Here is a 26,862-nt window from a genome sequence, read left to right as displayed (position 1 = left end):
TGAGCATGTTCGACACCGTGCTGGTCGCCAACCGGGGCGAGATCGCGGTCCGCGTCATCCGGACGCTGCGCGCGCTCGGCATCCGCTCGGTCGCCGTCTTCAGCGACGCGGACGCCGACGCCCGGCACGTCCGCGAGGCCGACACGGCCGTACGGATCGGCCCGCCGCCCGCCGCCGAGAGCTATCTGGACGCGAGCCGCCTGATCGAGGCGGCGCGGCGCAGCGGTGCGCAGGCCGTGCATCCGGGCTACGGCTTCCTCGCCGAGAACACCGGGTTCGCGGCGGCCTGCGCCGACGCCGGGCTGGTCTTCATCGGGCCGTCCGCCGAGGCCATCGAGCTGATGGGGGACAAGATCCGCGCCAAGGAGACGGTGCGGGCGGCCGGTGTGCCGGTCGTGCCCGGCTCCTCCGGGAGCGGACTGACCGATGCCCAACTGGCCGACGCGGCGCGCGAGATCGGGATGCCGGTGCTGTTGAAGCCGTCCGCGGGCGGCGGCGGCAAGGGCATGCGTCTGGTGCGGGACGAGGCGCTGCTCGCCGACGAGATCGCCGCCGCGCGGCGGGAGGCGCGGGGCTCGTTCGGCGACGACACGCTGCTGGTCGAGCGCTGGGTGGACCGCCCCCGGCACATCGAGATCCAGGTCCTCGCGGACGCGCACGGCAACGTCGTCCACCTCGGCGAGCGCGAGTGCTCGCTCCAGCGCCGCCACCAGAAGGTGATCGAGGAGGCGCCGTCCGTCCTGCTGGACGAGGCGACGCGGGCCGCGATGGGCGAGGCCGCCGTCCAGGCCGCGCGCTCGTGCGGCTACCGGGGCGCGGGCACGGTCGAGTTCATCGTGCCGGGCGACGACCCCGCCTCGTACTACTTCATGGAGATGAACACCCGCCTCCAGGTCGAGCACCCGGTCACCGAGTACGTCACCGGCCTCGACCTGGTCGAGTGGCAGCTGCGCATCGCCGCCGGGGAGCCGCTGGCGTTCGGGCAGGACGACGTCCGGCTGACCGGGCACGCCGTCGAGGCCCGGATCTGCGCCGAGACGGTGTCGGTGAAGGAGGGCGCGCGCGGCTTCCTGCCCTCCGGCGGCACGGTCCTGGCGCTCGCCGAGCCGCGGGGCGACGGGGTGCGCACGGACTCCGGCCTGTCCGAGGGCACGGAGGTCGGGAGCCTGTACGACCCGATGCTCTCGAAGGTGATCGCGTACGGCCCGGACCGCGCGACCGCCCTGCGCAAGCTGCGCGCCGCGCTCGCCGAAACGGTTGTGCTCGGCGTGCCGACCAACACCGGCTTCCTGCGCCGGCTGCTGGCCCACCCGGCCGTCGCGGCGGGCGAGCTGGACACCGGGCTGGTCGAGCGCGAGATGGACGCGCTGGTACCGCGGGAGGTGCCGGCCGAGGTGTACGCGGCGGCCGCGGCCGTACGGAACGCGGCGCTGGAGCCGGTGCCGGACGGCGGCTGGGTGGACCCGTTCTCCGTACCGGACGGCTGGCGGATCGGCGGCCGTACGGTGCCCACGGCGCACTGGGTCAAGGTCCCGGGTCACGACCCGGTGCGGGCCACCGGCACCGGACACGTCACGGCCGATGCGGTCCGCGTCACCGTGGACGGCGTCGTGCACACCTTCCGCCGGGCCGGCGACTGGCTCGGCCGGGACGGCGACGCCTGGCACGTGAGCGACCACGACCCGGTCGCGGACACCCTGCGCGGCGCCGCCGGGGCGCACGGCATGGACGCGCTGACCGCGCCGATGCCCGGCACCGTCACCGTCGTGAAGGTGGCCGTCGGCGACGAAGTGGCCGCCGGGCAGGGGCTGCTGGTCGTCGAGGCCATGAAGATGGAACACGTCATCTCCGCGCCGCACGCCGGCACGGTCAGCGAGCTGGGCGTGTCCCCCGGCAGCACGGTCGCCATGGACCAGGTGCTCGCCGTCGTCGATCCGGACGCGTCCGCCGGGCCGGACGCGTCCGGCCCGCAGGCCGCGGACGGGCAGGCGGCCGCCCCGACCGAGGAGGCAACGGCATGACCGCTTCCGGACTCCCCATGACCGTCCCGGCACCGGGCCTGCCCGCCCGGGTCCGTATCCATGAGGTCGGCGCCCGCGACGGCCTCCAGAACGAGTCGGCCGTCGTCCCCACCGAGGTCAAGGCCGAATTCATCCGGCGCCTCGCCGGGGCCGGGCTGGGCACCGTGGAGGCGACCAGCTTCGTGCACCCCAAGTGGGTGCCGCAGCTGGCCGACGCCGAACAGCTCTACCCGATGCTGGACGGCCTCGGCGTACATCTGCCGGTCCTGGTGCCCAACGACCGCGGACTGGACCGCGCGCTGGCCCTCGGCGCCCGCCGTATCGCGGTCTTCGGCAGCGCCACCGAGTCGTTCGCCAAGGCCAACCTCAACCGCACGGTCGAGGAATCGCTCGCCATGTTCACGCCCGTGGTCGCCCGCGCGAAGGAGGAGCGGGCGCACGTCCGCGGCTACCTCTCCATGTGCTTCGGCGACCCGTGGGAGGGCCCGGTGCCCGTCGCACAGGTCGTACGGGTCTGCCGCGCCCTGCTCGACATGGGCTGTGACGAACTGAGCCTCGGCGACACCATCGGCGTCGCCACCCCCGGGCACGTACAGGCGCTGCTCGCCGCGCTGAACGAGGCGGGCGTGCCCACCGACCGCCTCGGCGTGCACTTCCACGACACCTACGGCCAGGCGCTGGCCAACACCCTCGCCGCGCTCCAGCACGGCGTCACCACCGTCGACGCGTCGGCGGGCGGCCTCGGCGGCTGCCCGTACGCCAAGAGCGCCACCGGCAACCTCGCCACCGAAGACCTGGTGTGGATGCTGCACGGCCTCGGCATCGAGACCGGGGTCGACCTGGGCCGGCTCACCGCCACAAGCGTGTGGATGGCCGAACAGCTGGGCCGTCCGAGCCCGTCCCGCACCGTCCGCGCCCTCTCCCACAAGGAGTGAACGATGTCCCTGGATCACCGCCTGTCCCCCGAACTGGAAGAGCTGCGGCGCACGGTGGAGGCGTTCGCCCATGACGTCGTCGCCCCCAAGATCGGCGAGTTCTACGAGCACCACGAGTTCCCGTACGAGATCGTGCGGGAGATGGGCCGCATGGGCCTGTTCGGCCTGCCGTTCCCCGAGGAGTACGGCGGCATGGGCGGCGACTACCTCGCCCTCGGCATCGCCCTGGAGGAGCTGGCCCGGGTCGACTCGTCCGTGGCGATCACCCTGGAGGCGGCCGTCTCGCTCGGCGCCATGCCGATCTACCACTTCGGCACCGAGGAGCAGAAGCGCGAGTGGCTGCCCCGGATGTGTACCGGTGAGGTGCTGGGCGCTTTCGGCCTGACCGAGCCGGACGGCGGCTCGGACGCGGGCGCCACCCGCACCACCGCCGTACGGGACGGTGACGAGTGGGTGATCAACGGCACCAAGTGCTTCATCACGAACTCCGGCACCGACATCACCGGCCTGGTCACGGTCACCGCCGTCACCGGCCGCAAGGACGACGGCAGCCCGCTGATCTCCTCGATCATCGTGCCGTCCGGCACCCCGGGCTTCACCGTCGCCGCCCCGTACTCGAAGGTCGGCTGGAACGCCTCGGACACCCGGGAGCTGTCCTTCTCCGACGTACGGGTCCCGGTGGGCAACCTGGTCGGCACGGAGGGCCGCGGCTACGCCCAGTTCCTGCGCATCCTGGACGAGGGCCGGATCGCCATCGCGGCGCTGGCCACCGGCCTCGCGCAGGGCTGTGTGGACGAGTCCGTCCGGTACGCCAAGGAGCGGCACGCCTTCGGGCGGCCGATCGGCCACAACCAGGCCATCCAGTTCAAGCTGGCCGACATGGAGATGCGGGCGCACACCTCCCGGCTGGCCTGGCGCGACGCCGCGTCCCGGCTGGTGCACGGCGAGCCGTTCAAGAAGGTGGCGGCGCTCGCCAAGCTGTACTCCTCCGAGATCGCGGTGGACAACGCCCGCGAGGCCACCCAGATCCACGGCGGCTACGGCTTCATGAACGAGTACCCGGTCGCCCGTATGTGGCGCGACTCCAAGATCCTGGAGATCGGCGAGGGGACGAGCGAGGTGCAGCGGCTGCTGATCGCGCGGGAGCTGGGGGTGTAGGCGTCCGCGCCGGCCGTCGCGTACGGCGTTCCCGTATGCGCGCGGCCCTCTCGTACGGCGTTCCCGTACACGCACGGCCTTCCCGTACGGCACGGGGCGGGCCCGGGGATCCGGGCCCGCCCTTCTGTCGTGGCGCCGTCAGCTCACTTCTTTCCCCACGGCACCTGCGGGGACCTGTAGTAGTCGAAGCCCATGGCCTCCCAGCGGGGCGCCTGGGCGGCCAGCCGGTACTTGTAGGTGTCCCAGTCGTGGGTGGACCGCGGTGACCAGCCCAGCTCGGCGATGCCGGGCATCCGCGGGAAGGTCATGTAGTCCAGGTGCTGGTTGGTGGACAGGGTCTCCGTCCAGATGGGCGCCTCCACACCCATGATCGACTTCTGCGGCGCGCCCTTGAGGTACGTCCCGGGGTCCCAGTCGTAGGACCGCTGGACCTCGACGTACCCGGCCCACGCCTTACCCAGCTTGGTGTCCTTGGTGTACTTCATGTCGAGGTACGAGCGGTCGGCCGGCGACAGGATCAGACCGGTGCCCTTCCGGGCCGCCGCCACGACCTGCTCCCGCTCCTTGGCGGGGGTCTTGTCGTAGCCCCAGTACTGCACCGCGGCGCCCTTGGCCGGGGTCACGGCGGTCATCTGGTGCCACCCTATGACCTTCTTCTTGTACTTGGTCACCAGCGGCTGGACCTTGTTCATGAAGGTCACGTAGTCGGCGTGGCTGGTGGAGTAGGCCTCGTCACCGCCGATGTGCAGGTACCGGCCCGGGGTCAGCGCCGCGGTCTCGCGGAAGACGTCGTCCAGGAACTCGTACGTGATCTTCTTGGGCACGCACAGCGAGCTGAAGCCGACCTCGATGCCGGTGTAGATCGGAGGCGCGATGTTGTTGCAGTTCAGCTGTGCGTACGAGGCGAGCGCGGCCTGGGTGTGCCCCGGGGTGTCGATCTCGGGGATGACCTCCATGTAGCGGCTGGCGGCGTACCGCAGGATCTCGCGGTACTGGGCCTTCGTGTAGTAGCCGCCGGGGCCGCCGCCGACCTGCGTGCTGCCGCCGTAGGTGGCGAGCCGCGGCCAGGAGTTGATCTGGAGCCGCCAGCCCTGGTCGTCGGTGAGGTGCAGATGCAGCTTGTTGTACTTGTACAGCGCCAGCTGATCGATGTAACGCTTCAGCTGTTCGACCGTGAAGAAGTGCCGTCCGACATCGATCATTCCGCCGCGGTAGCCGTAGCGCGGGGTGTCGGTGATGGTGCCGCCGGCGACCTTCCAGGGGCTGTGCTGTGTGCTGCGCTTCTCGACGGACGGCGGCAGCAGCTGGCGCAGCGTCTGTACGCCGTGGAAGAGCCCGGCGGGCCGGGCCGCGGTGATCGTCACGGCGTGCCGGTCCGAGGTGAGGCGGTAGCCCTCGGCGCCCAGCTTCGCGGTGTCCTTGCCGCCGAGCCGCAGCACGATGCCGTCCCGGCCGTCCTTGCCCGTGACGGGCAGGGGGTAGCCGGTGGACGGCCGCAGCACGTCCGCCAGGTAGCCGGCCACCCGCCGGACCTCACCCGAGGCGCCGGGCACCCGGATCCGCGTCCGGTCACCGAGGGTGTAGGGCTCCTTACCCGGTTTGACCGAGGCGGGCGCCGGGATGACCTGGTCGAGGGCTATGGGCTTGGCATGGCGGGCGGCCTGGCCGTCGGGGCCGCCCGCGGGCCGCGCTCCGGCCGTGGACAGGCCGGCCGCCGCGACCAGCAGCAGCGAGCAGAACAGTCTGCGTCGTCTCACGAGGTTCCCTTCGGTGGGCTCGTCGTGCAGGGCCGTGCGTGGTCGTGCGTGGCATGGAGCAACCGAACGTCAACATTGAGTACCGCTGACCCCCGTGGTGGTCAAGGTGCGGACCACGTCTGGCGTCATCCGGCGTGTCGCTTGCCCGATATCGGGCAGATTTCTTGCTTTCATCGGAGCGACCCATCAGTATTCATCGGGTGCTCGATCGCCGTTCGCCTCATGAGGACCTCATCGACCACCTGGTGCGCAGCACGCCGCTACAGCGCGGCGAGGCCGCCCGGGTGGTGCTCGACGTCCTCGCGTACTTCGACGAGACGACCGAGGACTACGTCCGCAGACGCCATCGGGAGCTGCAGTCGCAGGGGCTGCGCAACGACGCGATCTTCGAACGGATCGGGCAGGAGCTGCCGCACCGCGCGGTGTGCCCGCCCACCCTCTCGGCGCGCCAGCTGCGCCGCCTCGTCTACGGCTGACCCGGCCGAGCACCCGGCACGTGCCGCATCGCGTGCCACCTGTCCAACTGCCTGACCGAAGGGGTCACTTCATGTGCGGGATCGTCGGCTACATCGGTAAGCGGGACGTGGCTCCGCTGCTCCTGGAAGGACTGCAGCGCCTGGAGTACCGCGGGTACGACTCCGCCGGTATCGCCATCCACGCCAAGGGCACCGGCAAGGCCGCCGGCGGCCTGAAGACCGCCAAGGCCAAGGGCCGCGTCCGCGAGCTGGAGTCCCGCCTGCCCAAGCGCTTCGCGGGCACCGCCGGCATCGCCCACACCCGCTGGGCCACCCACGGCGCGCCGACCGACGAGAACGCGCACCCGCACGTGGACACCGAGGGCAAGGTCGCCGTCGTCCACAACGGCATCATCGACAACGCCGACGAGCTGCGCGCCAAGCTCACCGCGGACGGCGTGGAGTTCGCCTCGGAGACCGACACCGAGGTGCTGGCCCACCTGATCGGCCGCTCCCAGGCGCCGACCCTGGAGGAGCAGGTCCGCGAGGCCCTGCGGGTCATCGAGGGCACGTACGGCATCGCCGTGCTGCACGCCGACTTCCCCGAGCGCATCGTCGTCGCCCGCAACGGCTCGCCGGTCGTCCTCGGCATCGGCGAGAAGGAGATGTTCGTCTCCTCCGACGTCGCCGCGCTGGTCTCGCACACCCGCCAGGTCGTCACCCTCGACGACGGCGAGATGGCCACCATCAAGGCCGACGACTACCGCACCTACACCACCGAGGGCTCGCACACCTCCGCGCAGCCGACCACGGTGGAGTGGGAGGCCGAGTCGTACGACATGGGCGGCCACGACACGTACATGCACAAGGAGATCTGCGAGCAGGCCGACGCCGTCGACCGCGTGCTGCGCGGCCGGATCGACGACCGCTTCTCCACCGTGCACCTGGGCGGCCTGAACCTGGACCCGCGCGAGGCGCGCGCCATCCGCCGGGTGAAGATCCTGGGCTGCGGCACCTCGTACCACGCGGGCCAGATCGGCGCGCAGATGATCGAGGAGCTGGCCCGTATCCCCTCGGACGCCGAGCCGGCCTCCGAGTTCCGCTACCGCAACCCGGTCGTGGACCCCGACACCCTCTACATCGCGGTCTCCCAGTCCGGTGAGACCTACGACGTGCTGGCGGCCGTGCAGGAGCTCAAGCGCAAGGGCGCGCGCGTCCTGGGCGTGGTGAACGTGGTCGGCTCGGCGATCGCCCGGGAGACCCACGGCGGTGTGTACGTGCACGCCGGGCCCGAGGTCTGCGTGGTCTCCACCAAGTGCTTCACCAACACCGTGGTCGCCTTCGGCCTGCTCGCGCTGCACCTGGGCCGCATCCGCGACCTGTCCGTCGCCGACGGCAAGCGGATCATCGAGGGCCTGCGCAAGCTGCCCGGCCAGATCCAGGAGATCCTGGAGCTGGAGGACGAGGTCAAGCAGCTGGCGGCGGAGTACGCGGACGCCAGGTCGATGATGTTCATCGGCCGGGTGCGCGGCTACCCGGTGGCCCGCGAGGCCTCCCTCAAGCTCAAGGAGATCTCCTACATCCACGCCGAGGCGTACCCGGCGTCCGAGCTCAAGCACGGTCCGCTGGCGCTGATCGAGCCGGCCATGCCGACCGTGGCGATCGTCCCGGACGACGACCTGCTGGAGAAGAACCGCGCCGCGATGGAGGAGATCAAGGCCCGCAGCGGCCGCATCCTCGCCGTCGCGCACCAGAAGCAGGACAAGGCCGACCACACCATCGTCGTGCCGAAGAACGAGAACGAGCTGGACCCGATCCTGATGGGCATCCCGCTCCAGCTGCTGGCCTACCACGTGGCCCTGGCCATGGGCCGGGACATCGACAAGCCGCGCAACCTGGCGAAGTCGGTCACGGTCGAGTAGGCGATCGACGGCGAGCGGATCGCTCATGGGCGGTGGTCGCCCTGGGCGGGAGCTCGCTCGGGCGAGCAGTCGCCCGACGGACCGCGGGGGTCCTGTCCACCTCCGCGGTCACGGGCGTTCGTCCGGGGGAACGGGCGGCCTACGGGGGGCTGCCCGGACGGACGGTACGTCCTTTCGAGGGGGCGGGAGGCGGGGCCCCGCGCGTGCCACCATACGCGCGGGGCCCCGCCTCCCCTGTTGCCGGCGTCGCCCTTACGCCGGCGGTGGCCGCCTTCCCGGGAACCGTCACCTCCCGGGCGGCAGCACGTGCTCGACGGGCGTCTCGGCGGGCGGTCGGTGACGCGGTGACCGCCCGGCCGTTCACGCTCCGTTCGCGTCCCACTTGATCGGATTTCTACCCTCCACAACCCCGCAATCCACCTCTACGGGCCAGTAGATATGCCGACTGCCCAGGAACACGCGGCTGGTGACGCTCCCTCACCTCACGTCTCACGAGGTCGCGCGCCCACGGGGGCGGGTGCGGCGCGTACGCCGCACGAACACGGAGCGCACAGGCCGGGGCGGGCGGGACGCGGCAGGGCCGCAGGCCGTACGGGGGCGCGCACGCCGCGCGCGGACGAGCCACACGGGCCGTGCGGGGACGGTACGCGCCGGGCGCCCGGTCCGGGGCCGGGCCGGGCAGGGGGTCCGGTCAGGGAATGACGACCACGGGCCGCTGCGCCCGCCGGGCCAGCCGGCCCGCCACCGAGCCGAAGATCCGGCCCACGATGCCGTGCGTCGAGCCGACCACGATCGCGTCGGCCTCGTACTCCTGCCCGACCTCCTCCAGCTCGTGGCAGATGTCGCCACCGCGCTCCACGAGGATCCAGGGGATCTCCGCGAGATGGTCGGCACAGGCCAGCTCCAGGCCCAGCACTTCTGTACGGTGGTCCGGCACGTCCACGAAGACCGGGGGCTCACAGCCCGCCCAGACCGTCGTGGGCAGCCGGTTGGCCACATGGACGATGATCAGGCCCGACGCCGAGCGCCGCGCCATACCGATTGCATACGCCAACGCCCGCTCACTCGACATCGAGCCGTCGAAGCCGACCACGACACCGTGCCGGAAGGCGGGATCGCAGGAATGACGTGTCTCTTCCGCCGCTCGGAGGTCCGCCATCGGATCGGCGACCTGCTTGCGGTCCGCGGGTTCGGGGATTTCGTGACCGGCCATGGCTGTCTCGGCGAAGGAGGTCCTTGCGGAGGGGCGGACGGGGAGCGGCGATTGACTTGATCCGGCAGTTGACTGAGCTGGCTTGATCGAGAGGTCGGCCCCATAGTTCAAAGGGGAACAACACGACCGGGAATCATCTTCCCAATGCCTTTCCCCAAGAGTACGGCGCCAGTCCCCCGCTGCACAGGGCCCGACGCGGACGGCGGACCCCGGTGACGGGGTGGGCCCCCGCGGCCACACGGGGCGGGGTGCCCCTCGAACGTGTCCCCGGAGCATGCCGGAGCGTGGCCCGGATGGCAATGCCCCGGCCTGCCCCCGTACGTACCCCTCGCGGTGACTCACGGGCCCCGCAGCCGTTGTAGTACCTGCCTTGCATGGAGGGAGCAGACCGTGCCCGGTCCGTCGAACACATCAGCCGATCCGGTGAGCGATCTCGTCCGCTGGGCGGCGTTCAGCTGCGCCCTGGTACCGCTCGTCCTCGTACTGTGCGGCGCGTCCGCCGCCGGGGCCGCCGGCGCCGCCGTGGGGCTGGGGACGGTGACCTGCGCGTGCCGGGCGCTGCTGCGCCAGTCCGAGCGCACCGCGGCCCGGCCGTCCTCGGACGAGATCGCCCCGCACCGCGGCCGGCACAGCCGTACCGGCACCGGAGCCCACCGGGGCGGGAGGCGCTCCGACGGGCGTACGCCGGAGGAATGACGCGCTCGCAAGCCTGCCCAGGGTCGTTTTCGGCCAACTTCGGGTTGAAGTGCATCCCTTGGCGAAAGCGACCCGCAACCTGGGCCTGAGCTGGGAGGAAAGGACCGCCGGGCACGGTTGTGCCCTACGGCTTACGGGCAGAGGCGAGAGGCGTACTTCCCAGCAGGCCCGACGAGTGGAACGCTTCGTGATCGAATGCTTCGCGCCAAGTTGCCATGTCGACATACGAGCGGGTGGTGAACTTGGCACTCCATCCTCACGGGACGCAGTAGATTCGATCTTGGCAATCACGGCGGGGGAACAGTGCAGGACCGAGAGGGCGAGACGACCGAGGGGGGCTTAAGTGCCATGAGCCAGGACTCCGCTGCCGTACCAGATGCCGCACGCAAGCTCGCCGCCCGACGACGCCGCGAAATAGTCGCGGTGCTCCTCTTCAGTGGCGGCCCGATTTTCGAGAGCTCCATTCCGCTCTCGGTCTTCGGCATCGACCGCCAGGACGCGGGTGTTCCGCGGTACCGACTACTTGTGTGCGCGGGCGAAGACGCGCCTTTGCGCACCACCGGGGGGCTCGAACTGTCGGCCCCCTACGGGCTGGAGGCGATCGCCCGCGCGGGCACGGTCGTCGTACCGGCCTGGCGGTCCATCACACAGGCACCACCCCCGGCCGCGCTGGACGCGCTGCGCCGGGCGCACGAAGAAGGGGCCCGCATCGTCGGACTCTGCACGGGGGCCTTCGTGCTCGCCGCCGCAGGGCTCCTCGACGGGCGGCCCGCGACCACCCACTGGATGTACGCGCCGACGCTCGCCAAGCGTTACCCGTCCGTCCATGTCGATCCCCGCGAGCTCTTCGTCGACGACGGCGACGTGCTGACCAGCGCGGGGACCGCCGCCGGCATCGACCTGTGCCTGCACATCGTCCGTACCGACCACGGGGCGGACGCGGCCAACGCGCTCGCCCGGCGGCTGGTGGTCCCGCCCCGGCGCACCGCGTCGGACCTGGGGCACCAGAGGTACCTGGACAGGTCATTACCGGAGGAGATCGGCGCGGACCCGCTCGCCGAGGTCGTGGCCTGGGCGCTGGAGCACCTCCACGAGCAGTTCGACGTGGAGACGCTGGCGGCCCGCGCGTACATGAGCCGCCGTACCTTCGACCGCCGCTTCCGGTCCCTGACCGGGAGCGCGCCCCTGCAATGGCTGATCACCCAGCGCGTCCTCCAGGCGCAGCGGCTGCTGGAGACCTCGGACTACTCCGTGGACGAGGTCGCCGGACGCTGCGGCTTCCGGTCGCCGGTCGCCCTGCGCGGCCACTTCCGGAGGCAGTTGGGTGCTTCACCCGCGGCCTACCGCGCGGCCTACCGCGCGCGCCGGCCGCAGAACGGGGTACCCGAGCAGGTCGGCCGGGCGGACCGGCCGGAGCGCGGTGAGCGGCCCGGTGCCGGCGCGGACCGGTTCGCCGCCGCCGCGGCGGGCCATCTGCAAGGGGGCCACGGCCAGCTGCACCACAGCCAGGCGTCGCACACGCAAGGGGGGCTCGGTCCCGGCGGTCACACGCAGGGGCATCCCCAGGGCGGGCACGGTCCGGGCGGTCACCCGCAAGGCGGTCACACGGGCGGGCTCGGCGGTCCGGGCGGGCACGGGTCGGGCGGCCAGCCGGGGCACAGTACGGCGGGCCACACCCAGCCGGTGCACAGCCAGGCCACCGCGCTCGCGCCGACGGAGCAGGGCAAACCGGAATCCGACGCCTACTCGCCCCGGCTTCCGGACCAGCCCGCCGGACGGCCCGGTGGCCGCCCGGTGCTGCCCAGCCAGCGGGAGCGCCCCGTAGGGTGAGACGTATGAACGATCGCATGGTGTGGATCGACTGCGAGATGACCGGGCTCTCGCTGGCGAACGACGCGCTCATCGAGGTGGCCGCCCTGGTCACCGACTCGGAGCTGAATGTCCTGGGCGACGGGGTGGACATCGTGATCCGCCCCCCGGCCGAGGCCCTGACCACCATGCCCGAGGTCGTGCGCCAGATGCACACCTCCTCCGGGCTGCTGGCCGAGCTGGACAGCGGCACCACCCTGGAGGACGCACAGGAACAGGTGCTCCAGTACATCAAGCAGCACGTACCGGAACCCGGCCGGGCACCCCTGTGCGGCAACTCCGTCGGCACCGACCGGGGCTTCCTGCTCCGCGACATGCCGAAGCTGGAGAGCCACCTGCACTACCGGATCGTGGATGTGTCGTCCGTGAAGGAGCTGGCCCGGCGCTGGTATCCGAGGGCGTACTTCAACAGTCCGGAGAAGAACGGGAACCACCGGGCGCTGGCGGACATCCGTGAATCCATCGCGGAACTCCGCTACTACCGGGAGGCGGTCTTCGTGCCGCAGCCCGGCCCGGACTCGGAGACCGCGAAGGAGATCGCGGCGCGGCACGTGCTGCCCGCGGACCAGGAGTGACGCAGCTCGCTCCCGGCTGAGCCGAAGCCGGGAGCGAGCACCCCTGAAGACCCTGTACACTTTTTCTCAGCCGGTGGGGAACAAGACACCACACAGCACCGGTCATGGTGGGTATAGCTCAGCTGGTAGAGCACCTGGTTGTGGTCCAGGATGTCGCGGGTTCAAGTCCCGTTACTCACCCCAAACGATCAAGGCCCGACCTGCGAAAGTAGGCCGGGCCTTGGTCGTTCTCGCATTCACGGGAACACCACGGGAACACAACCGCCCCGAACAGCCGTACATTCACCGCATGGCGAGCATCGTGGAACGCCCCAAGAAGGGCGGCACCATCACGTACCAGGTGAAGTGGCGCAAGGGCGGCGCACGCGGGGCCCCTGGCCAGTCGGAGAAGTTCAGCGACCCCGAGAGCGCCAAGACCTTCAAGAAGCTCGTAGACGCCCACGGGCAGCACTGGCCGCCCGGCTGGGTCCGCGGCAAGGGATTCGTCGAGCCAGACACCCACCCCAATGACGTGCCGTGGGTCACATGGGCGGAGCGGTACGTCGACCGTCTAACCGGGATCGACGATCGAACCCGGGACGACTACCGCCGCGAGATCCGTATCCACCTGTCGCTGCTACAGCACACGCAGCATTCCGGCGAGGTGGTGCCGGCGACGGTCTGCAACGTGACGGCGGACGACGTGGCCGACTGGGTCCGCGCCGAGGAGAAAGGCGCGCCGAACCCGGCCGACCTCTCAAAGTGGGAGCGGAGGCCGGCCGACCCGAAGAGTGTCCGGAATCGACACGGTCTGATGTTCTGCGCGTTCCAAGCTGCGGTAGGGGCGAAGCCTCCACTGCGCGCCGACAACCCATGCAAGGGCACCCGCCTCCCCAGGGTCGACGATCACGTCGACGAGGAGATGTGCTTCCTGGAGCGCGACGAGTACCAGCGCATAGCCGCGGAGATCACCGACCCGGACGCGCGGGACCTCGCCGACTGGCTCGTCGGCACGGGGATGCGGTGGGGTGAGGCGACCGCGCTACAGGTCCGCGATCTCAACCTGTCCTCCTCCCCGCCCACAGCCACGATCCACCGAGCGTGGAAGAAGGCAGAGAAGGGCAGCGGCAGGGGCAACGCGTTCTACCTCGGCCCGCCCAAGACCAAGAAGGCCCGCCGAGTCATCGCTCTCACGGCCGCGCAAGCGGAGACGGCCCGGCGGCTGACCGCGGGCCAGCCGCCCGAAGGGTTCGTGTTCCGGGCGGCGATGGGCGGCGCGTGGCGGCACGCCAATTTCTACAACCGGAAGTGGCTGCCGGCGGTGAAGGCTGCCGTTGCCAAGGGCCTGCCCCGGCGGCCCCGGTTGCACGACCTCCGGCATACGCACGTGGCGTGGCTGATCGCCGCGCGGATTCCGCTTCCGGCGATCCAGGTCCGGTTGGGGCATGAGTCGATCAGTACGACCGTGGACCGGTACGGGCACCTGGTGCGCGAACTGGACGACGAGATCACTGCCGCCGTCGAGGCTGCGCTCACGGTGCCGGCGCCCGCACCGGCTTTCACGGTCGTGCCTGCGGTTTAGGAAGCGGCCCGGTGGGGCGGTTCCTGTTGGTCGCCGCCCCACCGCTGCCCCCAGAGGCCGTGTCCGACGAGGTGCCGTAGCTGCTGGTTGGCCACCTCGACGGCTTCACTGGTGATGTGCCCGGGCGCGAAAGCCCAGATCAATTCGCCCTCGCGCTCGAAGAGGCAGACGATCTCCCCCTCGGGCACGAGGGGCGATATTACGACGCGCACGTTCGGATTACTGCTGACACGGTCAGTCACAAGACCCCCTACGCCGCGGGCACTACCGGCCAAAATGGATCACTAGTTCGATCGGGCCGGATGTGCAGGCTATCGAACCATCACGCCCCCCAGGCGAAAGAATCATGGTGCCATTTCGGACAGGACTCAACTAGTCCCCAGACCCGAACATGACTCTAAGTAGCGGCCGTGGCCAAAGATCACTGTTCGCCGCGTGGCGCGCTTTCGAACGCAGCGAGGAGCCGGGCAAGTTGATCACGCTGCTCGGGCGTCAACCGCTCGGCGTGCGCGATGAGCGCTCGCGCCTCACCTGACTCACTCCACACGGAAGTGATCCCGAGGAACTGCGCGCCGGCCGCATCCTGAAGGCGGCCGAGCGGAAGATCGAGGACGGCGGAGAGAGCGGTCAGTTCGGGAACTTGAGGGGGAATCACCGGCTTCCGCTTCTCAAGCCTGTCCAACCAGCCGCGCTTGATGACCGGCTTCCCGTCCGGGCCCACATTGCCGGGGTGCTCCTCGACGGCCCGCAGGCTCATCCGGAGTTCGGCACGGCGGTTCCGCACCAGGTCGGACAGATCCGTCCGCGTGTAGGTGTCGTCCTGTTCGACCATGGTGGTCATCCTGCCACTCCGTGTGGGGTCGGGTGTGCTCGGGGTGTCCATGTTGCCGCTGATGATTCCGTGACATTTTGGCAGGTCACCGCGCAGCGCTGACTCACCATCTGGACAGAGTGTCCACGCCGAAGGGCGGCGCATGGTAGGGCACGCCGGGAAATTGACCTGAAGAAAACACCTTGTCCATCTGCATGGACAAGATGTCCATGGTGTGCGATGCTCGTCATGTCCAAACAGATGGACACCACGCCCTAGGAGGTGGACATGACCTCGCGTGACCCCCTGTACCGGCTGCTGGACTCCGACCTGCTGCGGCGCCTCATGCAGCGCACCGGTAGCGGGCAGCGCATCACCGTCCGTGAGCTGGCTATGCGTAGCGGATGTGCCAGGGGCACCGTCGGCAACCTGCTGAGCGGCGTCCAGGGGTGCGTACCGGGCCCCGTGGCTCACGCGCTGAGCGCCGCGATCGGTGTGGACGTGCTCGTCCTCTTCGCGCCGGTCGGGCGGTCTGTCCCGGTACCGGCTACCGAGAACGCGCCATCGGCCGTACGAGCTGCGGTATGAGCAGGCGCCTTTACACGTACCCCGAGGCTGCGGAAGCGCTCCGCGTCTCGGAGCGCTGGCTGCGCCGCAACATCAACGACCTTCCGCACAGCCGCAAAGGCAGGGCCGTGACCTTCACGGACGACGACCTCGACCGCATCGACGCGATGTTCCACCACGAGCCCACGGCCGGCCCCCTCGCGGTCGTCCCGTCGGCTCCGTCGTCGCCCGCGGCGCACCCACTGGCCGCGTTGAAGCCGCTTCCGGCTCGTCGCTGATCTTTCCCGCGATGTGAGTCGGGGCCGCTCCGGATGCACCCCGGGCGCGACCCCTCCGGCTCACCTCACCACTCACAGAAATGAGGCTCCCCGTGAGCACACACCTTACTGATCGCCCGCCGATTTCCAGCTTGGCAGCGGCCCGCGACAACGAGATCGCCCTCGAAGCGCTGCTCTCGCGGTCGTCGCTGCCCGCTCCCACGATCGTGCCCTCCGCCGAGGCGGTGCGCGTGGTCGTGGCCGACCCCGATGACCTGTCGATGTGGCACGAGGAGTTGGGCGGCGAGATCCACATCGGTCCCTCGGTTGAGGGCTCCGCCGTGTGGACGCTGCACACGTCGCTGCCACGCCCGCACGCCCGGCCGGTCCCGGTGCTGGTGTCGGTCGTGGTGGTGGATGGCGAGGCCATCATGGACGACCTCCGCGCGGCGGTGGTGTCGGACGTGTCCCAGCCCGTGTCAGGGCCGTTCCGTATCTCCGTCGAGCGCATCCCCACCGGCGTGACGCTGGACCTGCGCCCCTTCGTCGAGGCCGTGCTCGTCGAGGTGTTCACCGAGCACCCCGACGCGGTCGCGGACATCCTCGACGAGCAGGCCGACGCCCGGCCGTACGACGGTCACCGGCCCGAGTCCCTGCTCGTCGAGCGGCTGCTCGCCGAGGTGTCCACGCGCGTCCCGGTGTACGGGCAGCAGTGCCTCGCGCTGGCGGAGAGCATCCGGGCTGCGGCCGGTCTGCGAGGTGCCGCATGAGCGACCTCAACGCCGTGCGGCGGGCAGCCCGCAAAGCCCTGCTCGCCGAGACCGGCACCGAAGCACCGAAGTGGCGGCAGGTACACACCGACGTGTGCGAGGAGCCGGACGCCATCGGCCCCGTTTGCACGGACGAGGGCCACGATGCGGATGACCCCAGTGCATACGGTTGCTGCCCCGAGCCTGTGATCGAAGTGGAGTCGCCCGCGATCGGCGCCTACCTCGTCGCGCTGCTCAACGCGGACCGTGAAGGTGGTGCCGCGTGAGTGCTCGTACCTACCGCGACGGTGAGCACACCATGTGCGGGCACTGCAACCTGATCTTCGAGACGCTGACGGCCGAGGACGCGCACGCGTACCCGGACCTGCGGGCGGAGTTCAAGGTCGGTGAGCCGTTGTGCTGCGAGCGTGCGGCGGCGGACTGGCGGGCCGAGCGTGGCCGGTCGGGCGGTGCCGAGTGAGCGCCCGTGACGAGATCCGCCGGTACGTATCCCTGCTCGGGGACTCGTGGACACCGCGCAAGACGACGGACGCGCGGGTGGAGCAGGTGTACGCCGCCGTCCGCGCTGAGGTGCTGCGCGATGTCGCCGCCCGGTTCAAGGCGGCGTGCCCGGACAGTGGGGCCGAAGTGGTCTTCGACCTGTGCCGGTGTGACAGCGCGGACATCCTCCGCCGCATGGCCGACGAGGCCGGGAAGGACACCCGCAAGGGCGAGTCCACCCGGCTGGCGCTCTGCACGTGCGGCCACTCCCGGCACGACGGTCCGTGCGGAGACCCCACGACGGCGTGCGGATGCCAGCACTTCGAAGCCGTCGGAAGCGAGGACACCCGCACGCCGGGCGAGTCCACCCGCGCCGCGATCGTCGCCGAGCGCGACGCGCAGATCATCGCGTGGCTCGTGAAGAAGGCGCGCGAGTGCCGGGCGACCCGCGGTCGCAAGTACGCAGAGCAGGCCGACGTGATCGCGCAGCTCGCATCCAAGGTCGCGCGGGGCGCGGTCCGGCCGAACAACCTCGGGCTGCCGTGGCAACGCGCCGTCGACGGCCTCAACGCCCTCGTCGACGCGGGCATCCCGGTGCACATCGATCCGGACGGCCACATCGCCAACCCCGCCGGGGACGAGCACATCGAGTGGGACCGCGAGGCCCGGCGGTGGCGGCTCGTGCACGATGACGAGGGTGGTGACGCGGATGCCTGAGACCGCGCAGGCCGGGGCCACCACGGCCCCGGCCGCCGGTCGGCGGATCACCCCGACCGGCCGCCTCATCCTCTCCGCCGACGCCGACCGCACCGCATGGCTTACCGCCCGCCGCGGCGGCCTCGGCTCCTCCGACATCGCCGCCATCCTCGGCATCTCCCGCCACGGCAACGCTCTGTCCGTCTACTACGACAAGACGGGCGGCCTGCCGCTGGAGAGCGACGACTCCGAAGCCGCGCTGTGGGGCCGGATCGACGAGGAGGGCATCGCCCGCGAGTGGGCCCGCCGCAACCGCAGCGTGGTCCGCCGCGTCGGCCTCGTCGCCAACATCGACCGCCCGTGGCAGATGTGCACCCTCGACCGCCGCGTCCTCGGATGCCCCATCGCCGACGGCCGCGAGCGGTGCGCCGTCGAGATCAAGTGCCGCGACAAGATGAAGGCCGGGCAGTTCCGCAAGGGCGTCGCGGACGACGTGCTCGCCCAAGTCCTGTGGCAGGCCGACGTGTGCGGCTTCGATCACATCCACGTGGCCGTACGCCTCGGTGGCAACGACTACCGGCAGTTCGTCGTGCGCACCGCCGACCACGGCGACCTGATCGACGACCTGCGCGCCGCCGGCGCCCGTGCCTGGGAGCAGATCCAGACCCGGCGCCCGCCGGTCCTCGCCGACGACGCCGACCCCGATGTCCTGCTCGACCTGTACGACCGGCTGCACCCGGACCGGTCCGGCGCCGTCGACATCACCCGCGATGTCGACACGCAGGACGCGGTGGCGGACTACCTCGACGCGCACAACGACGAGGTCGAGGCCAAGGCCCGGAAGAAGACGGCCAAGGCCCGCATCCTCGGCGCGCTCGGCGACGCCGCCGGGGCGGTCGTCCTCGACCGGACCTTCGTCCGCATCGACGAGACCAGCCGCCAGCACTGCAACTTCGAGCGGCTGGCCGAGCGCTGGCCCGAGGCGTACGCCGACTGCGTCGAGGACCGCGTCAGCCGCCGCCTGACCATCCCCCGCGTGATCCGTGAGGAGCACAACGCATGACCACTCTCGCTGAGCGCGCGGCGGCTGCGGCCGGCCGCGCCACCGACGCCCCGTCGGGCCCGTCCGACGACGCGTCGTCGACGCCCGTCGAGCCGTACGTCCCGGCGCCGGACCCGATGGCCGACTACGAACCGGGCGACGGCGATCCGGAGATGGTGCCCGTGCACATCGCGTGGCTCCGCGTCCGCCGCGAGATCCGCGCGATCGCCAAGAAGGAGCAGTACAACGGCGGCGGCACCCGCTTCAACTTCCGCGGCGTCGACACCGTCGTACAGCACTTCGGCCCCGTGACGCTGAAGCACGGCATCAACATCTTCCCCGTCGACGTGGACGCGGAGCACCGCGACACCACCTCGGCCAAGGGCAGCAAGATGCGGGAGTGCACCGTGACCGTGTCGTGGATGGTCATGGGCCCGAAGGGCGACACGCTGCCCGCTCTGTTGAAGACCCGCGGTGAGGCGCTGGACTCTGCGGACAAGGGCACCGCCAAGGCGCAGTCCGTCGCGTTGCGTGTGCTGCTTCTGACCGGCGGCCTCACGCCCACCCACGACAAGGACCCCGACGCCTCGTACGTCGAGCGCGGCAACGAGGCACCCGCCCGCTCCGCGGAGTCCTACCGCGACGAACTCCTCGACCCGAAGACCAGTCCTGCCCGCATCCAGCAGATCGGGTACGAGCTGTCCAACCTCCGCATGATGGGCGCCAAGGTCACCAACGAGACCGGCGAGAGCGAGACCCTCGACTCGCTCGGCCGCCGCGTCTACGCCGAGCGCACCGGCGGTGGCGCATGAGCTGGCACCTCTGCCGCATGTGCGGCTTCGACCTGGAGACCACCGGCCCCGACCCCGAGACCGCCCGCATCGTCACCGCCTGCGTCGTCCAGTGCGGCGCCGGCCTGCCCACCCAGTCCGCCACATGGCTGACCGACGTGGACGGGCACGAGATCCCCGACGAGGCCGCCGCCATCCACGGCGTCACCACCGAGAAGGCCCGCGCCGAGGGCATCGACCTGCGCGAGGCCGTCGAGCAGATCCTCGGCGCGCTCCGACAGGTGGTGCTCTCCGGCGTACCGGTCGTCGCGATGAACGCCCGTTATGACCTGACCGTGTTGGACCGCGAGGCGCGCCGGTACGGCATGGCGCCCCTGACCGACTGCGCAGCGGAAATACGGGTGGTCGACCCGTTCGTCATCGACAAGCAGGTCGACCGCTACCGCCGCGGCAGCCGCAAGTTGACCGCCCTGTGCGAGCACTACGAGGTACGCCTCGACGGAGCACACACCGCCGACGCCGACGCCATCGCCGCGTGCCGCGTCGCCTGGCGACAGGCCACCCGGTACGCACAGCTCACCGCCATGAGCCTCGACGAGCTGCACACGGCACAGATCGCGTGGGCCGCCGAACAGGCCGCGTCGCTGGAGGCGTACTTCCGCCGCAAGGACCCGGCCGCGGTCGTCGAGGGCGCGTGGCCCGTCGTCCCGCACCAGCGCGCGGGAGGCAACCAGTGATCACCGCCATCGCTGCTGGCCTCGCCGCGTTCCCGGGCGTGGTGTTCGCCGTCCTCGTCGACCGCGTCCTCCGGCCGGCGCCCGCCGCGCCGGTCCGGGCCGCGCACGCCCGCGCCATCGCGGCGCGGTTCGAGGAGATCCCGCCCGGCGCCCGGTGGCTCGCCTGCGACACCACTACCTGCGGCCACCTCGCCGTTCGGCACGTGCCGGATGGCGGCGGCTACCGCTGCACCGGGTGCGACACGTTCAAGGGGGCGCAGTGACCACGCTGTTCGAAGCCGCCCCGGCCGCCACCACGGCGGCCGGGCCCCGGCCACGCCTCTATCGCGTCGCCGGACTCGACATCAGCCTCACCGGCACCGGCATCGCCACCGCCGGCGGCACCGCCCGCGTCCCCACCAAGGGCCGCCGCCGCGACTCGATCGCCGACCGGCACGCCCGCCTGCGCTACATCACCACCCGCGTCCTCGACGAAGTCGGCACCGTCGACCTCGCGTGCGTCGAGGGCCCGTCCCACGCGTCCATGGGGCAGGCCGGGCACCACGACCTGTCCGGGCTGTGGTGGCGGATCGTCGGCGCGCTCGTCGAGCGGGAGATCCCTGTCGCGGTGATCCCGCCCATGTCCCGCGCCAAGTACGCGACCGGCAAGGGCAACAGCAGGAAGGCCGTCGTCCTCGACGCCGCGCAGCGCCGGTACGGCGCCATCCTCCCGAGCGACGACGAGGCCGACGCGCTCATCCTCCGCGCCATGGGCTTGCACCACCTCGGCCAGCCGTTGGCGGAGGTGCCGGACGGGCACCGCGCGGCGCTCGCCGGGTGCCAGTGGCCCGACCTCGGGCCGATCCCGTGAGCACGGTGATGGGCGCGCTGTTCGTCGACCTCGGCGAGGGCCGCGAGGACAAGCGCACCGGCCGCATCCGCTGGGCCCGGCCGCCGCGGGCCCGGTACGAGTGCCTGCTCTGCCACACCACCGAGGGCCCCGTCACCGGCCCCGCGGCCGCGGCCAGGTTCGTCGCCGCCATCCGCACCACCCACCCCACCCGATGCATCACCGCACACGAAGGAGCACGCGCCGCATGATCAGTATCAAGATCGACAGTAAAGTCCTCGCCGACGTAGAGCAGGCCATCCGCCCCCACGCCAAGGACCTGTTCGACAACCTCGGCACCGCCCGCATGGCCATCGTCGAACTCGCCTCCGTTGAGCGGACCGAGCAGGGGCCCGACGAGGACAAGGACGACATCGTCAAGGTCCGCATCGTCGACATCGAGATCGCGGGCGACGAGTTCACGGACGAGAAGTTGCGCCAGCAGGCCAGCGCGATGTACCGGCAGCGCAGCGCCGAGGGCACGCTCGACGAGGTCGCCTGATGGCCGGGCGCGCGGCAGCCGACGGCACCCCCCAGTGCCCCGCCTGCCGCGCGCCCATCCTCCGCCAGCTCGTCGGCCACCGAGCCGCGCTCACCGTCACCGCCGACCTGACGCCCCTCACCCCCGCCGAACAGGCCGCCGCCCGCACCCCGAACCGCCTGATCTGGTGTCTCGTCCAGCGCCCCCACACTCCGCCCCGGCTCCGCTGGATCGACCGCTGGCACCCCGCCGACTGCCCCCACCCGCACGTCACCGAGCACCACTGCCCCGGCACCCGCCCGGCCGCCGACACGCTGTTCTGAGCACAAGGAGAACGCCTGTGGACACCGTCCGCCACATCCCACGCCCCACGGCGGACGACCGCACGCCTCCGCACGCCCTAGAGGCCGAGGAGTACGTCACGGGCGTCATCATGCACTCCGCCGAGGCGTACAACGACTGCGCCGAGATCATCACCCGCGACGACCTGTACACGCAGGCACACCGGCTGATCTGGGACGTGGTCGGCGGCCTCGTCGCCGAGGGCAAGACGCCGCACCCCGTGCACGTCAAGGCCGAGATCGAACGACTCGGCAGGCTCCGGGAAGTCGGCGGCGGCCACATCATCGACCGCCTCGGCGTCAACACCATCACCGCACCGATGGCCCCCTCGTTCGCCGAGGAGATCCGCGAGGCCGCCCGCCTGCGCCGCATCGACGAGTTCGCGATCCGGCTGCGCTCCGGCGTCATCGAGCGCGCCGACCCCGACACCCTCGAACAGCAGATCGTCGGGTACCTCCAACAGCAACGCGCCACCACCAGCGACCCGCTCGGCGAACGCTTCCGCCCCGGCGGATCGTTCATCCTCGACCGGCCCGACACCGTCCCCGCCCTCTGGGGCGACGGCGAACAGGTCATATGGGCCGAGTCCGAGGCGCTGCTCATCGCGGGCCCGGCCGGCGTCGGAAAGACCACCCTCGCCCAACAGGTCATCCTCGCGGCCATCGGCGTCCATCACGGTCGCGTCCTCGGCCTGCCTGTACGCCGCTTCAAGCGGGTTCTCTACCTCGCGTCCGACCGGCCGCAGCAGGCCGCCCGGTCCATGGCCCGCATGGTCACGCCCGAGGACCGCGACGCCCTCGACGAACATCTCGTGTTCTGGCCCGGCCCGCCGCCGGCCGACTTCATCAAAGACCCCGGCATCCTGCTGCGCCTGTGCCAGGCCGCCGGAGCCGACGCCGTGTGCCTGGACTCCCTCAAGGACATGGCCGGTGAACTCGCCTCCGAGGAAGGCGGTCAGGCCATCAACACTGCGATCCAGCGGACCTTGGTCGAGGGCATCGAGGTCATCGGCCTGCACCACCACCGCAAGCAGAGCGGCGGTAAGGACTCCGGCAAGGAGCCGACCAGCCTTGACGAGCTGTACGGCTCCACCTGGATCACCGCGGGCGCCGGGTCCGTCATCAGCCTCCACGGCGCCGCAGGCGAGCCCATCGTCAGCCTGCGCCACCTGAAGCAACCCGCCGCCGAGTGCGGCCCGTGGAAGCTCAAGCACGACCACCCCCGCGGCCGTACCGAGGTCTGGCACCAGGTCGACGTACTCGGCATGCTCCGCGCCGCCGGGTCGGCCGGCGTGACCCCCGCCGCGCTCGCCGTGAACCTCTACCCCAACCCGAAGTCCAAGCCGACCACTTCGGAGATCGAGAAGGCCCGGCGCCGCCTCGACCAGTACGTCGAGCAGGGCCTCGCCGTCATGCGCAAGACCGGCAAAAGCCGCACCGCACCCGTCGCGTACTTCGCGGCGTTCAACGAGCAGGGAGAGCTGCCCGATGCCGACGAGTAAGGACCATCGCAGCTTCACGCACCTGTTCACGCGCTTCACGTTGATCATGCTGCGGAATGCTTCACGCCTGCTTCACGCACTTCACGTCGATCAAGACCCGCGCAGGTCACAGCTTCACGCCACCCTTCACGCCGCTTCACGCGATCACGCAAGTGCAAGCTTCACGCGCCGCTTCACGCTTCTCTTCACGCGCTTCACGTTGATCAAGGAAACCGCAGGTCACAGCTTCACGCTCGCTTCACGCACCGCTTCACGCTCCCCCTCCCCCCTACGGGGGGAGAGGGGGAGCACCCCAACCACCCCACCAACAACGCACCGCGCCCGAGGAGGACTGACCCCATGACCACCACCGCCCTCGGCCGCACCCGGCCCCTCTGCTCCTACGACGACCCCGAACTCTGGTACTCCCCCCACCCCGACGAGCGCGCCCTCGCCAAGTCCATGTGCCTGCGCTGCCCGCTTCGCCGCGCCTGCCTCGCCGCTGCCCTCGACCGCGCCGAGCGGTACGGCGTGTGGGGCGGCCTGGATGCGTCCGAGCGCCGGTGGCTCGCCGCGGATGACGCGCGGTGGGTGGACGACGAGGGCCGCCTCCGCCTCGCCTGCGGCACCGAGCCCGCCCTCCGCGCGCACGGCCGCTACGGCGAGACGTGCGAGACGTGCACGGCCGCCCATGCCGCACGCGTCGAGGCCCGGCGTCGGGCGCAGTTGGCCGCGGCGCACGCGGCCGGCGGGACCGAGACCGGCTACGTCGTCCACCGCCGCCTCGGCGAGACGGTGTGCCCCCGGTGTCTGGCCGCGCACCGGCGTGCGTCGGTGGAGCACCGTCGGCGGAAGGCCGCCCGCGCGGCGCTGGCCGCGGACCCGGCGCGGCTGGCGGTGGCGTCGTGAACGCCCTCCGCGCCGCTGTACGCGCCGTGGCGCGGCTCGGTGGACACAAGGCCCGTAGTGAGGCGCGTGAGGCCGCTGTGCGCGCCGAGAGAGACGCGCGCCCCCGCCGCCCCGCCGAGGCCGCGCCCATCTTCGCCGCGTGCTGCGAGACCTGGTGGCTCACCGCCGGCCGCGACCACGACCGGGCGTGCCGGAACGCACCCACTCGATCAGGCACCAGCCCACTGACATGAACCCCACCCAGACCGACGCAACCGCCACCGACTCACCCCACGGATCACCAGACACCCACCGCCGATACGCCACCACGGCCACCCAGCAGACGACCGCCGCGACCGCCGCGTACACCCACCGTCGAGACATACCCGCCGACTACCCGCGAAGGGACACCACCGTGCCCACTGACCCCGCCCGCGAGATTGCCCGCGCCGTCGACCGATTGACGACGCAGGTCAGACGCCTCGCCGACACTATGGCGACGCCCACCGACGACGGGCCGACGACGCCCGACCCGGGCCCGGACCCTGCCGGCCACGAGTTCCGCGACGCGCTGCTGGTGCTCCTGTCCCGCGCCGCCCGCGGCGTCCTCACCCCCGACGAGGGCCCGCTCCTCCGGCAGCACGTCGAGCACCTGCTCCGTGAGCGCGACCAACTCGCCGCCTCGGCCGCGGCCATCAGCACAGAAGGGCCTCATCGATGACCTACCGCCTGTCTACCTACCGCCCATCCACCGCCCGCATCCGTCGGGCCGAGCGTGAACGCGCCGAACTCGCCGCAGTCATCGACCGAGTACGCGCTCTGCTCCCCGAGGACCCAGCCGACGACGCCACCCACCTCGGCATCCGGCCCTCCCTTCTCCGCGCCGCCCTCGACGGACCCGCCGACGAGACCACTGACAAGCATTGACCGTGGGGCAGCACGGCGCCCCGCCAGCCACCCGGCCGACGGGGCGCAGCCACGCCCGCACGCATCACAGCGAGTACCGCTGCACGTCCGCCACACGGCACTTGACCGAGCCGGACGCCTTCACAAAGCCCTGCGCAGTCGCCCGCGCATTCTGCCCCGCGGCGAGCTTGTTCTCCGCCGCCACACCCGTACCGATCCGCGTACCGGACGCGTCCACGAACTCGACCGTGACCATGTAGCTGAACTGCCGCTCAGCCCGGTTCGTGATCAACAGCTTCGCCGACGGCCACCCCGTCGCGCCGTCCACCGAGCACCCGGTGACCTTCACGTCGTCCTCCGCCTCACCGCCCGACGCAGCCTTGCTCGGCGACTCCGCAGCCTCCGACGCTGCCTCCTTCGGCGCCGCACTCGCAGGCGCCGGCGTCGCCTCGTACCGCGGCACCCCCATGCAGCCGGTGAGCGCCACCGCGCCCACGATCAGACCGGCTGCGGCGAAACGTATGCGCATGATCCCCCCACGGGACGCTAGTTGAGGACGCAAACGTACGAGCCGGACACGCGCTCGTGGGAGTAGCGTGGCGATCCTGTGACCATTCCGCAGCCGACCACACGAGGAGAATGGGCGCATGGCTCAGGACGGCACCCGTAAGGCCACGGTCAACGCCTGGCAGGAGGAGAGCGGTGGCTGGCTGCGCGCCGCCGTTGAGCACGACAAGGGGTACGGGCGACTTTCGGCGGGCCCCCACTTCGCGGCCGGCGCCCACGCGGCAGGCACGGCAGCGGCCGTGCAGTGGGTCGAGGAACGATACGGCCCCGAGGCAGCCGAGGAGATCGCGGCCCACATCACGAAGGTGATGTCCGCCGCCGTGCAAGGGCCGCTGGACTGGATCCGCCTCAACAGGCAACTGAACCACCCACCCCAGAGCTGACGGCCGCGACCTTGCGCGGGTTCATCGTGCGCGTCCCCTCACGCCCGCAGCCTCAGTCTCGGCAGCAGCCAGCAGAGCAAGAACGGCATGCGTCTCCCCCGCCTCCGCATGATGCACAGCACGGTCGAGAACGGCCTGGAGGGCCGCGTCGGCCACACCACCGCGGGCAGCGATACGGAGACGAGCCTGCCAGTCATCGGCCGCCGGCCGCGGGACGCCGACGGGGATACCGCCGAGGCACATCCATCCGGTCAGGTGCGACACGATGATCTCGGCGTGCGGCCGGTAGTCGTGCACCGTCCCGCAGGCAGGGTGTTCCCCGTCGAGGGGCAGGCGGCGGAGACCGTCGGGGTAGTGCCAGTAGGTACGGTGCCGTCGGCACGTGTAGATCTGCCAGGTGGGAGCGCCCTTGCGGGGGCGGCGAGTGGTGTAGGTGGAGGGCTCGGAGCATGCGGTGACCTGTCGTAAGTGCATGACGGCAGCCTCTCAACGGGTCGGCCTGGCGTCCGTTCCGCAGGCCCACACCGAGCGTGACCTACCCCACAAGGTGCACGGCCTCGCCGCCTGGCGGAGAGGTCCGCGCCGCGTCAAGAAAGCCGCAGAAATGCCAGTCTCTAGGAGGGCGGGCCGCACT

The 26,862-nt window shown here is 71.1% G+C and carries 33 protein-coding genes and 1 tRNA gene; 29 read left to right on the top strand and 5 right to left on the bottom strand.

Annotation, left to right across the window (positions count from 1 at the left end):
• The first annotated feature begins 5 nt into the window (after nucleotides 1-5).
• From CP973_RS07190 to CP973_RS07180, 3 genes are read left to right on the top strand one after another with little or no spacing between them, the layout of a single operon-like run.
• The gene (locus tag CP973_RS07190) at nucleotides 6-2,021 is read left to right on the top strand and encodes an acetyl-CoA carboxylase biotin carboxylase subunit (protein WP_244409310.1); all 2,016 of its coding nucleotides are present in this window, start codon (nucleotides 6-8) and stop codon (nucleotides 2,019-2,021) included.
• Nucleotides 2,018-2,956, top strand: a complete 939-nt coding sequence (locus tag CP973_RS07185) for a hydroxymethylglutaryl-CoA lyase (RefSeq protein WP_150238597.1) — start codon at nucleotides 2,018-2,020, stop codon at nucleotides 2,954-2,956. The genes CP973_RS07190 and CP973_RS07185 overlap by 4 nt, the downstream gene beginning before the upstream one ends.
• 3 nt (nucleotides 2,957-2,959) lie before the next feature.
• On the top strand, nucleotides 2,960-4,114 hold the full coding sequence (locus CP973_RS07180; protein ID WP_150238595.1) for an acyl-CoA dehydrogenase family protein: 1,155 nt from the start codon (nucleotides 2,960-2,962) through the stop codon (nucleotides 4,112-4,114).
• A 143-nt stretch (nucleotides 4,115-4,257) separates the two neighbouring features.
• Here the strand turns inward: CP973_RS07180 and CP973_RS07175 are convergent, their stop codons facing one another.
• The gene (locus tag CP973_RS07175; protein WP_167538281.1) at nucleotides 4,258-5,871 is read right to left on the bottom strand and encodes a beta-N-acetylhexosaminidase; all 1,614 of its coding nucleotides are present in this window, start codon (nucleotides 5,869-5,871) and stop codon (nucleotides 4,258-4,260) included.
• Between the two features lie 200 nt (nucleotides 5,872-6,071).
• On the opposite strand from CP973_RS07175, the gene CP973_RS07170 reads away from it, so the two are divergent.
• Together CP973_RS07170 and glmS are read left to right on the top strand one after the other, a co-directional pair.
• Nucleotides 6,072-6,347, top strand: coding sequence for a hypothetical protein (locus tag CP973_RS07170; protein WP_003983277.1), 276 nt, complete (start codon nucleotides 6,072-6,074; stop codon nucleotides 6,345-6,347).
• A 71-nt stretch (nucleotides 6,348-6,418) separates the two neighbouring features.
• Nucleotides 6,419-8,248, top strand: coding sequence for a glutamine--fructose-6-phosphate transaminase (isomerizing) (gene glmS, locus CP973_RS07165; RefSeq protein ID WP_150238590.1), 1,830 nt, complete (start codon nucleotides 6,419-6,421; stop codon nucleotides 8,246-8,248).
• 691 nt (nucleotides 8,249-8,939) lie between these two features.
• On the opposite strand, the gene CP973_RS07160 is transcribed toward glmS, so the two are convergent.
• Nucleotides 8,940-9,461, bottom strand: a complete 522-nt coding sequence (locus tag CP973_RS07160) for a universal stress protein (protein WP_030676396.1) — start codon at nucleotides 9,459-9,461, stop codon at nucleotides 8,940-8,942.
• Between the two features lie 390 nt (nucleotides 9,462-9,851).
• On the opposite strand from CP973_RS07160, the gene CP973_RS07155 reads away from it, so the two are divergent.
• The 5 genes from CP973_RS07155 (at nucleotide 9,852) to CP973_RS07135 (ending at nucleotide 14,162) form a co-directional block, all read left to right on the top strand.
• Complete coding sequence (locus tag CP973_RS07155; RefSeq protein ID WP_150238588.1) at nucleotides 9,852-10,157, top strand: hypothetical protein; 306 nt, start codon at nucleotides 9,852-9,854, stop codon at nucleotides 10,155-10,157.
• A gap of 348 nt (nucleotides 10,158-10,505) precedes the next feature.
• A complete protein-coding gene (locus CP973_RS07150; protein ID WP_244409309.1) occupies nucleotides 10,506-11,987 on the top strand; it encodes a GlxA family transcriptional regulator in 1,482 nt (493 codons plus the stop codon).
• Between the two features lie 5 nt (nucleotides 11,988-11,992).
• Nucleotides 11,993-12,601, top strand: coding sequence for an oligoribonuclease (gene orn / locus CP973_RS07145; protein ID WP_150238586.1), 609 nt, complete (start codon nucleotides 11,993-11,995; stop codon nucleotides 12,599-12,601).
• A gap of 107 nt (nucleotides 12,602-12,708) precedes the next feature.
• Nucleotides 12,709-12,784 (top strand) — tRNA-His (locus tag CP973_RS07140).
• A 106-nt stretch (nucleotides 12,785-12,890) separates the two neighbouring features.
• On the top strand, nucleotides 12,891-14,162 hold the full coding sequence (locus CP973_RS07135) for a tyrosine-type recombinase/integrase (protein ID WP_150238584.1): 1,272 nt from the start codon (nucleotides 12,891-12,893) through the stop codon (nucleotides 14,160-14,162).
• On the opposite strand, the gene CP973_RS07130 is transcribed toward CP973_RS07135, so the two are convergent.
• Both CP973_RS07130 and CP973_RS07125 read right to left on the bottom strand, forming a co-directional pair.
• Nucleotides 14,159-14,404 carry a hypothetical protein gene (locus tag CP973_RS07130; RefSeq protein WP_150238582.1) on the bottom strand — a complete coding sequence of 82 codons (246 nt, stop codon included), beginning with the start codon at nucleotides 14,402-14,404 and terminating at the stop codon, nucleotides 14,159-14,161. The genes CP973_RS07135 and CP973_RS07130 overlap by 4 nt on opposite strands.
• A 179-nt stretch (nucleotides 14,405-14,583) precedes the next feature.
• Nucleotides 14,584-15,003 (bottom strand): XRE family transcriptional regulator, encoded by a 420-nt coding sequence (locus CP973_RS07125; protein ID WP_150238580.1) that lies wholly within the window; start codon nucleotides 15,001-15,003, stop codon nucleotides 14,584-14,586.
• 258 nt (nucleotides 15,004-15,261) lie between these two features.
• On the opposite strand from CP973_RS07125, the gene CP973_RS07120 reads away from it, so the two are divergent.
• From CP973_RS07120 to CP973_RS07035, 18 genes are all read left to right on the top strand, one after another.
• Entirely contained in the window at nucleotides 15,262-15,561 is a 300-nt protein-coding gene (locus CP973_RS07120) for an XRE family transcriptional regulator (RefSeq protein WP_150238578.1), read from the top strand.
• Complete coding sequence (locus CP973_RS07115) at nucleotides 15,558-15,818, top strand: helix-turn-helix domain-containing protein (RefSeq protein ID WP_150238576.1); 261 nt, start codon at nucleotides 15,558-15,560, stop codon at nucleotides 15,816-15,818. Before CP973_RS07120 ends, CP973_RS07115 begins: the two co-directional genes overlap by 4 nt.
• Nucleotides 15,819-15,949: 131 nt before the next feature.
• A complete protein-coding gene (locus tag CP973_RS07110; RefSeq protein WP_150238574.1) occupies nucleotides 15,950-16,567 on the top strand; it encodes a hypothetical protein in 618 nt (205 codons plus the stop codon).
• Nucleotides 16,564-16,833 carry a hypothetical protein gene (locus tag CP973_RS07105; protein ID WP_150238572.1) on the top strand — a complete coding sequence of 90 codons (270 nt, stop codon included), beginning with the start codon at nucleotides 16,564-16,566 and terminating at the stop codon, nucleotides 16,831-16,833. Before CP973_RS07110 ends, CP973_RS07105 begins: the two co-directional genes overlap by 4 nt.
• Nucleotides 16,830-17,027 (top strand): hypothetical protein, encoded by a 198-nt coding sequence (locus CP973_RS07100; RefSeq protein ID WP_150238570.1) that lies wholly within the window; start codon nucleotides 16,830-16,832, stop codon nucleotides 17,025-17,027. The genes CP973_RS07105 and CP973_RS07100 overlap by 4 nt, the downstream gene beginning before the upstream one ends.
• A complete protein-coding gene (locus CP973_RS07095) occupies nucleotides 17,024-17,764 on the top strand; it encodes a hypothetical protein (RefSeq protein WP_150238568.1) in 741 nt (246 codons plus the stop codon). Before CP973_RS07100 ends, CP973_RS07095 begins: the two co-directional genes overlap by 4 nt.
• The gene (locus CP973_RS07090) at nucleotides 17,757-18,806 is read left to right on the top strand and encodes a YqaJ viral recombinase family nuclease (RefSeq protein ID WP_150238566.1); all 1,050 of its coding nucleotides are present in this window, start codon (nucleotides 17,757-17,759) and stop codon (nucleotides 18,804-18,806) included. Before CP973_RS07095 ends, CP973_RS07090 begins: the two co-directional genes overlap by 8 nt.
• Nucleotides 18,803-19,597 carry an ERF family protein gene (locus CP973_RS07085; protein ID WP_244409308.1) on the top strand — a complete coding sequence of 265 codons (795 nt, stop codon included), beginning with the start codon at nucleotides 18,803-18,805 and terminating at the stop codon, nucleotides 19,595-19,597. Before CP973_RS07090 ends, CP973_RS07085 begins: the two co-directional genes overlap by 4 nt.
• Nucleotides 19,594-20,313 carry a 3'-5' exonuclease gene (locus CP973_RS07080; RefSeq protein ID WP_150238564.1) on the top strand — a complete coding sequence of 240 codons (720 nt, stop codon included), beginning with the start codon at nucleotides 19,594-19,596 and terminating at the stop codon, nucleotides 20,311-20,313. Before CP973_RS07085 ends, CP973_RS07080 begins: the two co-directional genes overlap by 4 nt.
• Nucleotides 20,310-20,576 carry a hypothetical protein gene (locus CP973_RS07075; RefSeq protein ID WP_150238562.1) on the top strand — a complete coding sequence of 89 codons (267 nt, stop codon included), beginning with the start codon at nucleotides 20,310-20,312 and terminating at the stop codon, nucleotides 20,574-20,576. Before CP973_RS07080 ends, CP973_RS07075 begins: the two co-directional genes overlap by 4 nt.
• A complete protein-coding gene (locus CP973_RS07070) occupies nucleotides 20,573-21,163 on the top strand; it encodes a hypothetical protein (protein ID WP_150238560.1) in 591 nt (196 codons plus the stop codon). Before CP973_RS07075 ends, CP973_RS07070 begins: the two co-directional genes overlap by 4 nt.
• Nucleotides 21,160-21,393: a hypothetical protein gene (locus tag CP973_RS07065; protein ID WP_150238558.1), complete on the top strand. Its 234-nt coding sequence runs from the start codon at nucleotides 21,160-21,162 to the stop codon at nucleotides 21,391-21,393. The genes CP973_RS07070 and CP973_RS07065 overlap by 4 nt, the downstream gene beginning before the upstream one ends.
• A complete protein-coding gene (locus tag CP973_RS07060) occupies nucleotides 21,390-21,683 on the top strand; it encodes a hypothetical protein (RefSeq protein WP_208853142.1) in 294 nt (97 codons plus the stop codon). The genes CP973_RS07065 and CP973_RS07060 overlap by 4 nt, the downstream gene beginning before the upstream one ends.
• Complete coding sequence (locus CP973_RS07055) at nucleotides 21,683-21,985, top strand: hypothetical protein (RefSeq protein WP_150238555.1); 303 nt, start codon at nucleotides 21,683-21,685, stop codon at nucleotides 21,983-21,985. Before CP973_RS07060 ends, CP973_RS07055 begins: the two co-directional genes overlap by 1 nt.
• A 17-nt stretch (nucleotides 21,986-22,002) precedes the next feature.
• Complete coding sequence (locus CP973_RS07050) at nucleotides 22,003-23,505, top strand: DnaB-like helicase N-terminal domain-containing protein (RefSeq protein ID WP_150238552.1); 1,503 nt, start codon at nucleotides 22,003-22,005, stop codon at nucleotides 23,503-23,505.
• A 339-nt stretch (nucleotides 23,506-23,844) separates the two neighbouring features.
• Nucleotides 23,845-24,393, top strand: coding sequence for a WhiB family transcriptional regulator (locus CP973_RS41360; protein ID WP_150238550.1), 549 nt, complete (start codon nucleotides 23,845-23,847; stop codon nucleotides 24,391-24,393).
• A 229-nt stretch (nucleotides 24,394-24,622) separates the two neighbouring features.
• Nucleotides 24,623-25,093, top strand: coding sequence for a hypothetical protein (locus CP973_RS07040; protein ID WP_150238548.1), 471 nt, complete (start codon nucleotides 24,623-24,625; stop codon nucleotides 25,091-25,093).
• Nucleotides 25,090-25,299, top strand: coding sequence for a hypothetical protein (locus CP973_RS07035; RefSeq protein WP_150238546.1), 210 nt, complete (start codon nucleotides 25,090-25,092; stop codon nucleotides 25,297-25,299). Before CP973_RS07040 ends, CP973_RS07035 begins: the two co-directional genes overlap by 4 nt.
• A gap of 64 nt (nucleotides 25,300-25,363) precedes the next feature.
• Here the strand turns inward: CP973_RS07035 and CP973_RS07030 are convergent, their stop codons facing one another.
• A complete protein-coding gene (locus CP973_RS07030; protein ID WP_150238543.1) occupies nucleotides 25,364-25,807 on the bottom strand; it encodes an FxLYD domain-containing protein in 444 nt (147 codons plus the stop codon).
• Between the two features lie 118 nt (nucleotides 25,808-25,925).
• Between CP973_RS07030 and CP973_RS07025 the strand changes: the two genes are divergently transcribed.
• Nucleotides 25,926-26,228 (top strand): hypothetical protein, encoded by a 303-nt coding sequence (locus tag CP973_RS07025; protein WP_150238541.1) that lies wholly within the window; start codon nucleotides 25,926-25,928, stop codon nucleotides 26,226-26,228.
• Nucleotides 26,229-26,862: the final 634 nt, after the last annotated feature.

It is taken from the genome of Streptomyces albofaciens JCM 4342 (assembly GCF_008634025.1).
Classification (GTDB): domain Bacteria; phylum Actinomycetota; class Actinomycetes; order Streptomycetales; family Streptomycetaceae; genus Streptomyces; species Streptomyces albofaciens.
This window is presented reverse-complemented; position numbering and strand designations above follow the sequence as displayed.